13 protein-coding genes are annotated in these 14,018 nt (G+C 58.7%); 5 read left to right on the forward strand and 8 right to left on the reverse strand.

All coding sequences use genetic code 11. From position 1 onward, the window contains the following. Nucleotides 1–36 precede the first annotated feature (36 nt). The gene (locus OHL21_RS09835; RefSeq protein WP_263417092.1) at nt 37–2,007 is read right to left on the reverse strand and encodes a CocE/NonD family hydrolase; all 1,971 of its coding nucleotides are present in this window, start codon (nt 2,005–2,007) and stop codon (nt 37–39) included. A gap of 35 nt (nt 2,008–2,042) precedes the next feature. Continuing rightward, nucleotides 2,043–2,621, reverse strand: a complete 579-nt coding sequence (locus OHL21_RS09840; protein WP_263417093.1) for a thiamine phosphate synthase — start codon at nt 2,619–2,621, stop codon at nt 2,043–2,045. Nucleotides 2,622–2,729: 108 nt separating this feature from the next. Between OHL21_RS09840 and sthA the strand changes: the two genes are divergently transcribed. Continuing rightward, nucleotides 2,730–4,127, forward strand: coding sequence for a Si-specific NAD(P)(+) transhydrogenase (sthA, locus tag OHL21_RS09845; RefSeq protein WP_263417094.1), 1,398 nt, complete (start codon nt 2,730–2,732; stop codon nt 4,125–4,127). Between the two features lie 211 nt (nt 4,128–4,338). Here sthA and OHL21_RS09850 read toward each other — a convergent pair whose 3' ends face one another. From OHL21_RS09850 to OHL21_RS09860, 3 genes are all read right to left on the reverse strand, one after another. Next, entirely contained in the window at nt 4,339–4,902 is a 564-nt protein-coding gene (locus OHL21_RS09850) for a DUF1579 domain-containing protein (protein ID WP_263417095.1), read from the reverse strand. Between the two features lie 362 nt (nt 4,903–5,264). After that, a complete protein-coding gene (locus OHL21_RS09855) occupies nt 5,265–5,903 on the reverse strand; it encodes a ribonuclease HI family protein (RefSeq protein ID WP_263417096.1) in 639 nt (212 codons plus the stop codon). Then, nucleotides 5,904–6,371, reverse strand: coding sequence for a GatB/YqeY domain-containing protein (locus OHL21_RS09860; protein ID WP_263417097.1), 468 nt, complete (start codon nt 6,369–6,371; stop codon nt 5,904–5,906). It abuts the gene before it with no gap. Between the two features lie 311 nt (nt 6,372–6,682). Between OHL21_RS09860 and OHL21_RS09865 the strand changes: the two genes are divergently transcribed. The 4 genes from OHL21_RS09865 (at nt 6,683) to bla (ending at nt 10,327) form a co-directional block, all read left to right on the forward strand. After that, complete coding sequence (locus OHL21_RS09865) at nt 6,683–7,864, forward strand: pyridoxal-phosphate-dependent aminotransferase family protein (RefSeq protein ID WP_263417098.1); 1,182 nt, start codon at nt 6,683–6,685, stop codon at nt 7,862–7,864. 66 nt (nt 7,865–7,930) lie between these two features. Then, on the forward strand, nt 7,931–8,260 hold the full coding sequence (locus tag OHL21_RS09870) for a hypothetical protein (protein ID WP_263417099.1): 330 nt from the start codon (nt 7,931–7,933) through the stop codon (nt 8,258–8,260). Beyond that, nucleotides 8,257–9,399, forward strand: a complete 1,143-nt coding sequence (locus OHL21_RS09875) for a glutathionylspermidine synthase family protein (RefSeq protein ID WP_263417100.1) — start codon at nt 8,257–8,259, stop codon at nt 9,397–9,399. Before OHL21_RS09870 ends, OHL21_RS09875 begins: the two co-directional genes overlap by 4 nt. Before the next feature lie 139 nt (nt 9,400–9,538). Continuing rightward, nucleotides 9,539–10,327, forward strand: coding sequence for a subclass B3 metallo-beta-lactamase (gene bla, locus OHL21_RS09880; protein ID WP_263417101.1), 789 nt, complete (start codon nt 9,539–9,541; stop codon nt 10,325–10,327). 234 nt (nt 10,328–10,561) lie between these two features. Here bla and galU read toward each other — a convergent pair whose 3' ends face one another. From galU to OHL21_RS09895, 3 genes are all read right to left on the reverse strand, one after another. Then, nucleotides 10,562–11,440: a UTP--glucose-1-phosphate uridylyltransferase GalU gene (galU, locus tag OHL21_RS09885; protein ID WP_263417102.1), complete on the reverse strand. Its 879-nt coding sequence runs from the start codon at nt 11,438–11,440 to the stop codon at nt 10,562–10,564. Nucleotides 11,441–11,513: 73 nt separating this feature from the next. Further along, nucleotides 11,514–12,101, reverse strand: coding sequence for an AAA family ATPase (locus tag OHL21_RS09890; protein ID WP_263417103.1), 588 nt, complete (start codon nt 12,099–12,101; stop codon nt 11,514–11,516). A 10-nt stretch (nt 12,102–12,111) separates the two neighbouring features. Then, the gene (locus OHL21_RS09895) at nt 12,112–13,866 is read right to left on the reverse strand and encodes a DUF885 domain-containing protein (RefSeq protein ID WP_263417104.1); all 1,755 of its coding nucleotides are present in this window, start codon (nt 13,864–13,866) and stop codon (nt 12,112–12,114) included. Nucleotides 13,867–14,018: the final 152 nt, after the last annotated feature.

A 14,018-nucleotide genomic window follows, 5' to 3' on the forward strand; every position in this document is an offset into this window, starting at 1 on the left:
TTATTCAACTAGCAACCAGGAACTAGCAACCAGCAACTATTTCACTACCGGCAATTCAATAAAGCTGGCCTTGCCAGGTTCGTGCCAGATGCGTTGTTCGGCTTTCTTGTAGTCTTCGGATTTGGCGTCGAAGATGTTGGGGACGAAGGTCTGGGGGTTACGGTCGTAGAGCGGGAAGAGTGTTGACTGGACCTGCACCATGATGCGGTGACCGGACTCGAAGGTGTGATTGACCTGTGGCAGGTCGAACTTCACCAATTCGGGCTCGTTCGGTTTGAAGGCTTCGGGTTTCTCGAAACTCTTGCGGTAGCGGGCGCGGAAGATGTCGAGTGAGACCGGCAGCTCGTATCCCTTCAATTCGTCAGCGACATTTTCTGGATACACGTCGATCAGCTTCACAGCGAAGTCGGAGTCGGTTCCGGAGGTAGAAGCCATCAGGTTCACCACCGGCGTGCCACTGAGGCGCAGGGGCTCTTTGAGCGGCTCCGTAACGAAGGTCAGAACGTCGGGACGGCCATCGACGAAGCGCTGATCGGTGACCAACCAGGTGCGCCAGTGGTCTTCTGAGACGGGACGGGGCAGGTAGGGCACGGGCTTTGCCGGGTCAGAGGTGTAGGCGGTGTACTGTTCGCCGCCTTTGGGTGCATCCCAGCTCAGCGTGCCGTTGGCAGTGAGATAGATCGGTTTGGCGTTGTGCTCGCAGCCGCTGTCGCAGCTCAGAGGCCATTTGTCGAAGCGGTCCCAGTGATTTGCGCTGGTGTTATAGATCAGGACCGGCGGCGTCGCGGCCTTGGGTGCGCCATCGACGAGGTACTGCGAGAAGAAGGGCATCATGATCTCGCGGCGGAAGTATTGGGTGGTGTCTCCGTCCCAGACGAGTGGTCCGAGGGCGCGGCCTTCACGATTCACCTGCGAGTGGAACCACGGACCCATCACCAGGTAATTCATGGTGTTGTTCTTGTCTTTCGGTTCCGTGGCGCGATAGCTGTGGATAGCGCCCCACATGTCTTCCTGGTCCCACAGCCCCTGCAGCCACATGGTGGGAACGGTCAATGGCTTATCGATGGAGATCTTATCCAGCGCCTGTGCCTGCCAGAAGCCGTCGTAGGCGGGATGGGATTCGATGGTCTTCCAGTACGGCAATTGGTCCATACCGTTGGCGCGGGCGTAGTTTCCGGAGGAGCCATAGTGCAGGAAGGTCGTGTACTGGTCCTCGGAGATGTGTTTCGGGGCATGGTAAGCGCCGCCGCGCTGACTGGTCTGGCCGACGATGTAGTCCAGCATTGTCTCGCGGAAGGCGCCGTAGTGGAACCAGTCATCGCCCATCCAGCCATCGGTCATCGGGCTTTCGGGAAGAGCGACCTTAAGGGCCGGATGCGGATTCAATAGGGCCATCTGCACGGTGTAGCCCTCGTAGGAGGAGCCGAGCATGCCGACGCGGCCATTGGACTCGGGCACGTGCTTCACCAGCCAGTCGATGGTGTCATAGGCGTCCATGGTGTCGTCGGCGCCGGTGGCATTGTAGGGACCGACCTGCGGAGGGGTCATCAGATACGGACCTTCGGAGCCGTACTTGCCGCGGACGTCCTGGTAGACACGAATCCAACCGGCATTGACGAAGACTTCGTCGGCGAGGCCAAGCTCGTCGATCATGTGGGGTGAATCCTGCTTTCCCGCGCCACGCTCTGGCGAGGCGGCATTGCCGGTGGCCATAGGGGTGCGGGCAGCAGCGGCGCGCGAGGCGGCATTGTAGGGCGTGCGCGTCAGGATCATGGGCACGTTCTTCGCGCCTTTCGGGATCACGATGACGGTGTAGAGCTTGACGCCGTCGCGCATCGGCACCATCTCGACGCGCTTGATGTAGTCCCATTCGGGTTTGGTCGCGATCTCAGCCTGCTGTTTGGGCGGCGTGAACGAGGCAGGAATATCGTTGTGAATCTCAGTCGTCTGCGCAAACGCGCAGCCTGTGGCAAAGATGGCGGCTACGGCCAGGCCGTGAAGCTTCATCGGCAAGGTTCTCCTGTGTGAAATATCAGCATATGTCAGAGGAAGAGCCGAATGCCCGCAATTCCGGAGGCTCCCGCCTCCAGGCAGGCATTGGTGTTGTCGGCGGTGATGCCGCCAAGGGCGAGAACGGGTACCTGGCCCGCGGCAAGGCATGCCTGGTGGAGTAGCTCCAGGCCGGAACCTTCGGCGACGCGCTCGCCGGTGACTGATTTTTCAAAGACGGGGCCAAAGAGAAGGAAGTCTGCGTCGAGGGAGTGGCGGACGTCATCGATGGTGTGGCAGGAGACGCTGACGATGGCTTCGGGGAAGATGGACCGCACTTGCGCCGGGGTCAGCTCGCCCTCCCGGGAGGTCAGATGAACGCCGTGCGCTCCGGTGGCCAGGGCGACGTCCAGGCGGCCGTTGATTAGCAGTTTGGTTCGGCTGCCGGCAAGTTCGGTGAGTATCCGGCGGGCGAGCGAAACCATCTCCGCAGCCTCTAAGTCCTTTTCTCTCAATTGCAAATAGTCGATACCGGCGTGGGCCCACCAGCGCGCCAGATCGAGGAGAGCCCGCCGGGCGGCTTGTTCCTCTGATGAAACTATCTTTCGATTGGTGATAGCACAACGGGTCATCCACGTGACAGTCTAACCCCTGTGTTAGCTTAGGGTTTGACGACGTAGCGAAGCTAAACCCCTCAACGTGTAACCAAACGAGAAACCGGGGATCATCCTTAAGAGCGCATGAGCAGTGTTTACGATCTGATCGTTATCGGTTCCGGCCCGGCCGGTCAGCGCGCCGCAATCCATGGCGCGAAACTTGGCAAGAGGGTCGCCCTGGTGGAGAACCGGGAGGTCGTGGGTGGCGCGTGTATCAATACAGGCACCATTCCGTCGAAGACGATGCGCGAGGCTGTGCTGCATCTCTCCGGCTATAACTACCGCTCCATCTACGGTATGAATTATCGGGTGAAAGAGCGCATCACGATGGCCGACCTGGCCTTCCGTGTGCAGCATGTCATTAAGACTGAGATTGACGTCACCCAGGCACAGCTCTCCCGCAATAACATCGAGGTTCTGACCGGTTCAGCCAGCTTTGAAGATCCCACGCACGTCCGTGTGACGAACTCCCGCGGATCGACGGTGTATGAGGCGGCGGCTACGCTGATCGCGACCGGGACCAAGCCGGCCACGTCGCCGAAGGTGCCGATCAATGGCACGACCATCATCAACTCCGACCTGGTGCTCGATCTGAAGACGCTGCCCAAGACGATGATTATCGTCGGCGGCGGTGTGATCGGTGTGGAGTACACCTGTATGTTCGCCGCTCTGGGTGTGCGCTGCACATTGATTGAGCGCCGTCCGCGCCTGCTGGAGTTTGCCGATCAAGAGATCGTCGAATCGCTCAGCTATCATCTTCGCGACTCACGTGTGACCATGCGCCTCAATGAAGAGGTGGAGTCGGTGGAGTCGATGGACGATGGCACAGTCGTCGCCAACCTGGAGTCGAAGAAGAAGGTTACGGGCGACACACTCCTGTATGCCGTCGGACGCCAGGGCAATGTCGATGAGCTGAACCTTGCGGCCATTGGCGTTGAAGCGGATAACCGCGGGCGTATTCCGGTCGACAAGGACTTCCGCACCAAGTGCCCGAATATCTTTGCGGCCGGCGACGTTATCGGTTTTCCTTCGCTGGCCTCGGTCAGTATGGAGCAGGGCCGTGTGGCTTCGGCGCGCGCCTTTGGCGACGAGACGATTCTGTCCAATCCGAGCTACTACCCCTACGGCATCTACACCATTCCGGAGATCAGCTTCATCGGCAAGACCGAGGAGCAGCTTACGGAAGAGGATGTGCCATACGAGGTGGGCGTCGCCTACTACCGTGAGATCGCGCGCGGACAGATTCGCGGCGATACGACGGGACGTCTGAAGCTGATCTTCCATCGCGAGAATCACTCGCTGTTGGGCGTGCACATCATCGGTGAAGGCGCTTCGGAGCTGCTACACATCGGCCAGGCGGTGATGGCGCTGGGTGGAACGATTGAGTATTTTGTCGATACGGTCTTCAACTATCCCACGCTGGCCGAGTGCTACAAGGTGGCGGCGTTCAATGGGTTGAATCGTGTGAGTAAGTTGGATTAGGTTTTTGGAGATGAGAAAAATGCCTGCCTCTACGAGGCAGGCATTTTTGCTTTGTGTAGATTCTTGTAGCACCCGGCTCGTACGCCATCCCTCCTCGGAGCCAAGAAGTCTCAGGTAGTTAGCGCGAGAGGACATGGGTGTGGCACTGAGTCCCGGAGAACCCATGTTTGTTGTCGCGGGGGGCACCACGAGTCTCGCCGAAATACGGAATCTACGACTTCGTAGCCGGGGCCGTGGCGCTTACCTTATGACCTGTCGCTTCTTCGACGACCGAAAACTCTCCACCGTTCTGCGACATCTCGAGCTTGAACGTGTACTCGGTATTGGATACCTGCTTGACGGTGACGCGCACACTTATCTTGACGTCGCCCATGTTGGATTCGGCGGTCCAGTTCCAAGTGTCGCCGTTCACCGTGCCTTTTGAATCGATAGCTTCGCCTGTGCTAGTGAACGCATGGTAGGTGTAAACCTTCTCATTCGGATCGTAGCCCATGAAGGAGACGCTCTTCTCTGGCCCCATCGGCCCGGCGCCTTCCGAGTGGCACATGACGAAGAAGTCGCCCGAGTACCATTCGCATTTTTCCGTGGAGGTGAACTTGCCTCCGGGCATTGACCCGAATGGTTTAGCTTCGCCCTCCACTTTCCACGTGCCAACGTTATAGTCGAGCTTCTTCACCTCTGGCCCTGGCTTCGGTGGGCCCTGAGGCACCTGTGCTTGGAGTGATGTAGCAAGAAGCATCGCGCAAACCGCGAGCAGTACATTGATTTTCTTCATAATCGCCTCCTGAAGCGGCCCCGCCGTGGGTGTAGGCGGATGGAACGTCATGTTCACGGCGCGGTGGGGCGTGCGGGAATGATACATCCGGTCTCTAAATCTTCAACAGAACAATCGCTCTGACTTCGCGGTCTTGTGGCGAGTGCTACGAGGTCGCGACGTTCAATGGATTGAATCGTGTGAGTAAGTTGGATTAGGCTTTGCAGGGAGAAAAGCCTGCCTCGTTGAGGCAGGCTTTTTTGTTTTAGTGCATTCCACAGGTGGGCCACCCGGTCGGGAAAATAGGAAAGGCGGTCTCGTTTCGCTCGATACCCCATTCTTTGTCGAAGACGAAAAATGGCAACGAACTCACGGGTGTGGGGCTATTCCTTGATCACCTTCACGAAGGCGCCTTCAGGCAGGGTTGCGCCGCCGAGAAGGTGGACCACTCCGTCGCGGACGAAGCCGCGGAGCATGGGGTTGCCGTTGGGGTTTGGCGGGGCCGTGGATTTGGTGGGATAGGGTGTAGCCTTCAGCGGAGCCGGTGCAGGACCGCCGGGCTTGTTCTCGCGTTTCATGCCGCGGTCCATGGCCTCATTGGCGAGACGGTCCGCGATCTTGTTCTTGTGGCGCAGGGCGTGGCCGATCTCAAAGCCGTCGAGCTGGCGGATGCGGCGCTTGGCTTCCTCCCACATGGGCTTCAAGTCAGGCGAGCTGACCTTGTACTTGCCCTGGATCTGCTTGACCATCAGCTCGGAGTCGGACGTGACTTTGAGCCGAGGAATCTTGTGCTCGATGGCGTATGCCAGCACCGCCAACAGGCCGGAGTACTCCGCATAGTTGTTGGTGCGGAAGCCGAGGAACTCACTCAGTTCCGCGAGGACGGTGCCGTCGGGAGCGTAGAGTACGGCGCCGAAGCCGGCAGGGCCGGGGTTGCCGCGTGCTCCGCCGTCGCAAAACGCTGCGACCCAGCCGCCTTCTTGGGCGGCTTCTTCCGTAAATAAACCATGTGTCTCGCGCATCTATTTCGCCAGTTCCGCCTTCAGCATCTCAGAGACACGCTTGTTGTCGGCATGCAGGCCGCTGGCCGCGATGCGCTGCTGCACGACTTTCATGGCTGCGCCCATGTCCTTAGGCCCGGGCTTGTTTCCGCTCTCCGCCAGGGTGGCGATAGCGCCCTGTACCACGGCAAAAATCTCCTCGTCGCTCGACTGCTTCGGCAGGTAGGCCTCGATGATGACGATCTCCGCCTGTTCCTTCTCGGCGAGCTCCGGACGGCCGCCCTTGGCGAACTGCTCGGCGGCGTCTTTGCGCTGCTTGATCAGGGTGGTCAGAATCTGCTGCTCTTCGGCGTCGGTGAGCGGCTGGCGCTTATCGATCTCCTTGTTTTTGAGCGCGGTTTTTGCCATGCGCAACGTAGTGAGCCGCAGCTCCTCCTTAGCCTTCATCGCGGTGATGATGTCTTTGCTGATCTGTTCTGTGATGGCCATATGCCTGTCCTTCCGTTTTAGAGCGTTCTCCGTATTGCCAGGTATCCGGAAGGGTGCAGCGGCATTTTCATTGCGGAAAACGCCTATAGGTTGTGGAAGCCCTACATTACACCCGAAGGGAAAATGCTCTATCGCTTACTGATTGTAAGACGCGGCCTGGAGCACTTCCCTGTTGCTGGGTAGTCCGAAAGAGGAGTGCAGCGGCGTTTTCATTATAGAAAACGCCCATAGATGCGGAGGCCCTAGACTACACCTACAGGGAAATGCTCTACCTGTTCGCTAATCGACACGGAGACTACAATCAAGGCATCATGATCCGTAAAACACGCCTTTTTACGCCCGGTCCGACGCCTCTGCTTCCGGCAGCACAGTTCGCCATGGCAGCGGCGGACATTCACCATCGCACCCCCGAGTTCCGCGCTCTGTTCACCAAGGTGCTCTCGCAGTTGAAGGATTTCGTCGGTACCTCCAACGACGTGATCCTGCTCTCTTCGTCCGGTTCGGGCGCCATGGAGGCCGCCGTCTCCAATCTGACCTCGCCCGGTGACCGCGTGCTGGTGGTGACCGCTGGTAAGTTCGGCGAGCGCTGGGTAGGCCTGGCCAAGGCCTTCGGATGTCATGCGGATGTTGTCAGCGCCCCTTATGGCCAGACTGTCTCGCTGGATGAGGTGAAGTCCGCGCTGAAGCCGGAGACCACGGCTGTCTTCGTGCAGGCGACGGAGAGCTCCACCGGCGTGCGCCACGATGTGAAGGGAATCGCCGAGTTGCTGAAGGCAGAGAAGTCTGAGGCTCTGCTGATCGTCGATGCGATCACCGGCCTCGGCACCACGCATCTCGACATGGATGCATGGGGTGTCGATGTTCTGATCGGCGGCTCACAGAAGGCCGTGATGATGCCTCCGGGCCTGAGCTACCTGGCGGTAAGCCAGCGTGCGTGGGACCGTATGGAGAGCTCCAAGAATCCGCGTTACTACTTCGACCTGCGCAAGGAGCGCAAGAACGCGGCCAAGGGCGAGTCTGCGTACACTCCGCCGGTCTCGCTGATTGCAGCTCTGGGAGCCTCGCTGGACTACATCGCCGGTCAGGCCGATGGCGACCTGAAGGCCGGCCGCACCAAGCTGGTAGACAACGCCGAGACCTGCGCTGCGATGACGCGCGCCGCTGCTGAGGCACTGGGTCTGAAGCTCTTCGCCCCCAAGGGCTATGAGGCTGCTGCAGCCACTGCGATTCTGCCTCCTGAGGGCGTTGATTCGGGTGTGATCGTGAAGGGTCTGAAGTCGAAGTTCGCGGCCATCGTCACCGACGGTCAGGGCGAGATGAAGGGTTCGCTCTTCCGCATTGCGCACATCGGCTTCTTCGACTACCTGGATACCATCGCCATCATTGGCGCTTTGGAGCAGGTTGCCGTTGCGGCGAAGCTGCCGCTGCCAGGCCTTGAGTTCGGTAAGGGACTCATCGCCGCGCAGAAGGTCTTTGCCGAGCGCGTGAAGTAACTCTCTGTCAGAATTTCCGCCGTGGGGATGCCCTCACGGCGGAAGCTGTACCCTTCCACCAAACCCATGAAACGCTCCGCGCACGTTACTGCACCACTTCTCGCTGCTACCGCGCTTGCTCTGCTCACTGCCTGCAAACAGAAAGAGATGCAGCGCTGCGTCGATGAAAACGGCGTGGTTGTAGACAACAGCCTGTGCGGTTTACCGCCGCAGCAGTTGTCCAATCAACCCGGATACATCCCTCACATCTATCGCTACTACTACGGCGGCTGGGGTAACTATGACCTCGGCACACGTGTCGGCGGAGGAAGCTATGTTCCGCTTGCGGGCCATAGCTATGGCACTGTCGGCCGCGGTGGTTTCGGCAGCTCCTTTGGCCACGGAGGTGGCGAGTGAAGCGTTCCAGCGTCTCCCCCCGCAGCGAGTGGCAGCGGATCGTCGAAGAGCAGGGCCTCACCTTTCATACGCTCGAAGATGGCTCTCCTTACTGGGATGAGTCCGCTTGCTACGAGTTCTCATCTGCCGAGGTAGACATGTTGGAGGCCGCGGCCAATGAGATGCAGCAGATGTGTCTTGCCGCCGCACAACACGTTATCGACAACGGGCGCTACGACGAGTTGGAGATCGCGGGCGAAGCCGTGCCCATGATCGAGTGGGCATGGGAGCAGGAGCCGCCTGCGATCTATGGCCGTTTTGATTTCAGTTATGACGGTGTGACACCGCCGAAGCTGCTGGAGTACAACGCCGATACACCTACGGCATTGCTGGAGGCTGCGGTCATTCAGTGGACCTGGATGGAGCAGGTGCGTCCCGGAACGGACCAGTTCAACTCGATCCATGACAGGTTGATTGCGAAGTGGAAGGATGTTGCGCCTTACCTGTCGAAGCCGGTCTACTTCGCGAGTGTCAACGCTCCAGAGGACCTGCTGACGGTGACGTATCTGCGGGATACGGCGGAGCAGGCAGGGATTCCGACGGGTCAGTTGCTGATGGAAGAGATCGGCTGGGACAGCGGGCGGCGTATCTTTGTCGATCTGGAGAATCGCCGCATCGACTCCATCTTCAAGCTGTATCCGTGGGAGACGATGGTGGAGGAGGAGTTCGGCGCCTCCGCGCTGGAGACGTATCAGGATGTGAAGTGGATCGAGCCTATCTGGAAGATGCTGCTCTCGAACAAAGGCATCCTGCCGATTCTGTGGGAGCTGTACCCGGATCATCCGAATCTGCTGCCGGCGTACTTCGCGGATCTCAGCGTGCCGCCTGCACCAGGAACGGTGCGTAAACCGATGCACTCACGTGAAGGTGCGAATATTACGCTGGTGCGCGCAGATGGAACGGCCTATGCCACCGAGGGTGACTATACGGATCGATTGTGTGTTGACCAGGCGCTGGCGCCTCCGGCAGTCTTCGATGGCCAGCATCCCGTGCTGGGACTGTGGATGATTGATCAGGAGTGCGGCGGTATGGGGATTCGCGAGTCTTCTGAACCGGTTACGGGGAATTTCAGTCGCTTTGTTCCACATTTTTTCCTTTAAATCCACAGACGTTATCCACCGGAGCATCTGCAGGGTTAATACAACCTTTCCTTGAAGCAGGCGTAGCCTTGGACCCATGATCCGCAGCTACGTCCTTTTAGCAGCTCTCTTTGTGTGCTCCCTGTGCGCATGTGCCGCTGTGTACCCGAATTTTCCGCCGCATAAGATTGCGGGGAATCTCTATTACGTGGGCGACAGCTTTGAGGCGGCGTTTCTTATCGTGACGCCGCAGGGCAATATTTTGGTCAACGTTGGCGATTCGGACGAGATCAAGCTCGTGAAAGAGAATATCGCCGCCCTGGGCTTCAAGTGGACGGACACGAAGCTGCTGCTCTCAAGCCAGGCGCACTATGATCACGTCGGAGCGGCGGCGCAGGTGGTGAAGGAGACCGGAGCGAAGTTTCTGGTGATGGATGGTGATGTGGATCTGGTTGAGTCGGGCGGGAAGAAAGACTTTGCCTACTACGCGCCGAAGTACCAGTTTCCACCGGCGCATGTAGACAAGGTGCTGCATGACGGTGAGGTGGTGCAGTTAGGCAGGGTGAAGCTGGTTGCTCACAAGACTCCAGGGCATACGCGCGGTTGTACTACGTTCACGATGCAGGTCAACGAGGGTAGTAAGAGCTACAACGTGGTGATCGTTGGCGCGGGCGGCGCTAACTTTGGCGATGCCGGGTATGAGCTGGTGGGCAACAAGGTGTATCCACAGATTGTGAGCGACCTGCGTAAGAGCTATGCGGTGCTGCATTCGCTGCCTTGCGACATCTTCCTGGGCGCGCATGGCAAGTACTACGGTCTGGAAGAGAAGTACCCTCGCTCGAAGACCGAGGGTGTGAAGGCGTGGATCGATCCGGCGGGATATAAGGCGTATGTGGATGGGAAAGAGAAGGAGTTTGAGGAAGAGCTGAGGAAGGAGCAGAAGAAGTAGCTCTCTAGTTGAATGGTTGAAAAGTTGAATAGTTGAATGGTGCTGACGCCGCCGGGGCGAAGCTGAATTCAACCTTCGAGCGACAACGGATTCGATTGCGCTGGAGAACTATAGAACGCGCCTTCAGCGCTTAATTCGAAGCGCGTAAATGGCTTAAAGCGAATAGTTGAATGGCTTTACGCGGATGCGGGAAGCATCAGCACCATTCAACTATTCAACCAATCAACTATTCAACTAAATCGGGAACGTCTTCAGCCACTCGCGGAACTTTGGTCCGAGGTCGTCGTGCTTGAGGGCGAACTCGACGGTAGCCTTCAGGAAGCCGAGCTTGTCGCCGGCGTCGTGGCGTTTGCCTTCGTAGGTGAAGCCGTAGACCTTCTCATACTGCAGCAAGGCTTTGATGCCATCTGTGAGCTGCAGCTCGCCACCCGCACCGGGAGTAATGTTCTCCAGCATCTCGAAGATGCGTGGCGTGAGGATGTAGCGGCCGATGATAGCGTTCTGGCTGGGTTGGGTGCCGGGCTTCGGCTTTTCAACCATGTCCTTTACAGCGAGGAGCTTCGGATTCTTTGCATCGGGGGTGCAGTCCAGGCAGCCGTAGGCTGAGATGGCATCGCCCTCTACGACTTCGGAGCCCAGGATGGAGGACTGCGTCTCGTTGAAGGCATCCACCATCTGCTTCATGCAGGCGACGTTGGAGTCAACGATATCGTCGGGCAGAATGACGGCGAAGGGCTCATCGCCGACCAGTGCCTTGGCCTGCAGCACGGCGTGACCGAGGCCCAGGGCCTCAGCCTGACGGGTGTAGGTGATCTTAGCCAGCTTCGAGACGGAGCGGGCCACTTCGAGCAGAGCAGTCTTGCCGCGAGCTTCGAGTGAGGCTTCCAACTCGGCGGATTTATCGAAGTGGTCTTCCATGGTGGTTTTGCCGCGGCCGGTGACAATGATGATCTCTTCACAACCGGCGGCGACGGCTTCTTCAACGCCGTACTGAATCAGTGGCTTGTCGACCAGCGGCAACATTTCTTTTGGCGTGGCCTTGGTTGCAGGAAGGAAACGGGTGCCCATCCCTGCGGCGGGAAAAACTGCTTTACGGACTTTCATGAATGCCATGAGCGAAAAAGGGTCCTTATCGTTACTTGAGTACCGTCATCGTACCAAATCAATTAGGCGGAGACGTTACCACCTACGATGCATCCGGGCTGCTCTGCCGTTTGTCAGGGGAGCGAGGATTTTCGGCGGCTACACCCTGCTGGAGCGTCTCAAGCACGAAATCGGCACGCTCACGGATACCGATCTTCGGCAGCAGGATGACCTTGTAACCTAGGCTGGGGTAAGTCTTAAGCAACCTTTCATATTCGGCGATGGCGTCATCGAAGCTGTGGCGGCGCTCTGCGTCAGTGCTGTAGATCTCCGGCCAGGGAGGCGTAAGAAAGACCTGTGGATAGTAACGATGCTTCCGGCCGAGTTCCTCCAGAACAGGTTCGCCGGTAACGTGCTGCAGAGCAGAGGCTGCGTCGATCAGTCCACGGTCGAAGAAGACCCAGTCCTGTGAGGGGGCTGCGTCCCGGTCCCTGAGGGAGATGGTGATCGCGCGGCGGAGGAATGCCGCCACGTCTGCCCATGGCAGCGCCGACCCTCCTTGTTCTGTCTCTTCCCGGACAATCCGGCGTCCGGGCTCTTCAACAACACGGTAGCCCCTGCGAGCAAGCTGATCGAGGAGGGATGATTTCCCTCCTCCTGAGCAGCCGGAGAGGATTACGAATCGTTGCATTCGAGAATGCCTACAGCACCGGAGAGTTGTCGTGCAGCATGCTCTTGCGGATGATCTTGATAGGCACCGGCCCCTGGCGCATGAGGTCGTCGTGGAACTTCTCCAGGCTGAAGGCCGCGCCCTGCTTCTTCTTCACGTCCTCACGCAACTTCAGGATCTCCAGCTTGCCCAGGGTGTAGTACATGTAGAGGGCATCGGCGGTGCCGCGCTTGGTCTCCACAGTGGCTGAGGCGCGGGACTGGTAGCCCTCCTTCACGAAGAAGTCGACGCCTTCATCAAAGGTCATCTGCCCGGTGTGCATCTTCAGTCCGACGATAAAGCGTGCGTTGCGCAGCAGGGCATCCTGCAACTGGCCCAGGCGGATGAGCTTGGCTTCGCGGTCATCTTTTGCGCCCGCGCCGGGCTGTCCATAGCCTTCGTCCAGCATCATCTGCTCGGTGTAGTGGGCCCAACCTTCGACGTTGCTTGCCGACATCGTCAGCTTGCGGACCTTGGACGGGAACTGCGACTGCCACAGGAACTGCACATAGTGGCCAGGATAGGCTTCATGGACGGCGGTGGAGATGATGGTGCCAATGTTGAAGCTGGCCATGTGTTCGGCGACGTGCGCGGCTGTCCAGTCTTTTTCCGGAAGGGTGACGTTGAAGTAAGCCTTCGTTGAGTTCTTCTCGTAGGGGCCGGGCGAGTCCATGCTGGCGAAGGTGGTGGCGCGCATGAAAGGCGGCGTCTCTTCCAGGGTGGGCTGAACATCGCTGGGTATGGTGATGATCTTCCTGGCGCGGACGAAGCTGACCAGGGAATTGAATGTGTCCTGAAAGGCGTTCAGCAGCTTGTCCGGAGCCGGGTGAATGGTCCCCAGCTCGGCAAGAACCTGGTCGGGTGTCTTCGTAGGGTCGAGCTCTTTGGCGATACGCGCGAATTGGGCCTGGTTGGCGCGCATGTTAGCCATGTCGATCTCAACCAGCTTGTCCAGCGGCAGATCGACCATTTCATCCAGAGCAAGCTTCTTACGGAAGGTGGCTTCGCCGAAGCGGAAGTCACCGTTGGAGCGGGGCAGCAGATCGCTCTTCAGCCAGTCGCCATAGCTCTTCAGGGCGTCAATGACAGCCTTGTTGGATTTGGCGAAATCTGTCTTGGTCTCCGCATTGGTGGCTTTGCTGAACGCCAGGGGAACGTCGTTCTCGAAGAATGAAATGATGCCGGGGATCTGCTCGATGGCGATTTCGGTGTAGATCTTCGGAGGGTTCTTCAGGTTCTTGCGAGCTTCCAGAAAGACCTGGGGCATCAGCTTCTCGCGTTCAACGGCGGCGCGGAGACGCGTGTCCACGGGAGCGAAGTCGCGGCTCATCAGAACGAAGATGCTGTTGGTGATGCCGGAGGAGTAGTTGTCCGGGTTCTTCTCCCACATGCGGATGGTTTCAAGTGAGAGCAGATTGGACTCGATGTTATTCAGCAGCACCTGGCGATCATCAGCCACAGAAGCATCGAGACCGTCGGGGGGTACTGCTTCAAACTTCTTCTGCCACTCGCGCATGGACTTGATCTGCGTCTGCACGGCGGCGGCGGAGTAGTCTTCGAGGCGGCCGTCGTACTGGTGAAAGCCGGCCTGGGTGCCGTAGGTCGGCGAGAAGTTGAAGACATCATCGAAGTACTGGTCGACGTAGAAACGGAAGGTCTGCTGCGCTCCGTCGGCGGAGATCTTCTGCGCGGGTGCTGTGGCGGCGGTCATAGCGGCTCCGAGAGCGAGGATGGCGAGTTTCTTCATCGGTGGAAGGCGTCCTGAGGGAGTGGTTCCTTGCTGCTTTGCAGTGTACTGCTAGAAAAGCAGTTGCTGGTTGCTAGTTCCTGGTTGCTGGTTGAGGATCGCGCCGTGCGCGATCCTCTATGCGATGGATGGGGCACCTAGTGTATTGGCTC

This window comes from Terriglobus albidus (assembly GCF_025685425.1).
Lineage (GTDB): Bacteria > Acidobacteriota > Terriglobia > Terriglobales > Acidobacteriaceae > Terriglobus > Terriglobus albidus.

Bases quoted from the DNA above. Each gene is read 5' to 3' on its own strand.
- OHL21_RS09835 (WP_263417092.1), bottom strand. From the start codon at position 2,007: ATGAAGCTTCACGGCCTGGCCGTAGCCGCCATCTTTGCCACAGGCTGC.
- OHL21_RS09840 (WP_263417093.1), bottom strand. From the start codon at position 2,621: ATGACCCGTTGTGCTATCACCAATCGAAAGATAGTTTCATCAGAGGAA.
- sthA (WP_263417094.1), top strand. From the start codon at position 2,730: ATGAGCAGTGTTTACGATCTGATCGTTATCGGTTCCGGCCCGGCCGGT.
- OHL21_RS09850 (WP_263417095.1), bottom strand. From the start codon at position 4,902: ATGAAGAAAATCAATGTACTGCTCGCGGTTTGCGCGATGCTTCTTGCT.
- OHL21_RS09855 (WP_263417096.1), bottom strand. From the start codon at position 5,903: ATGCGCGAGACACATGGTTTATTTACGGAAGAAGCCGCCCAAGAAGGC.
- OHL21_RS09860 (WP_263417097.1), bottom strand. From the start codon at position 6,371: ATGGCCATCACAGAACAGATCAGCAAAGACATCATCACCGCGATGAAG.
- OHL21_RS09865 (WP_263417098.1), top strand. From the start codon at position 6,683: ATGATCCGTAAAACACGCCTTTTTACGCCCGGTCCGACGCCTCTGCTT.
- OHL21_RS09870 (WP_263417099.1), top strand. From the start codon at position 7,931: ATGAAACGCTCCGCGCACGTTACTGCACCACTTCTCGCTGCTACCGCG.
- galU (WP_263417102.1), bottom strand. From the start codon at position 11,440: ATGGCATTCATGAAAGTCCGTAAAGCAGTTTTTCCCGCCGCAGGGATG.
- OHL21_RS09890 (WP_263417103.1), bottom strand. From the start codon at position 12,101: ATGCAACGATTCGTAATCCTCTCCGGCTGCTCAGGAGGAGGGAAATCA.
- OHL21_RS09895 (WP_263417104.1), bottom strand. From the start codon at position 13,866: ATGAAGAAACTCGCCATCCTCGCTCTCGGAGCCGCTATGACCGCCGCC.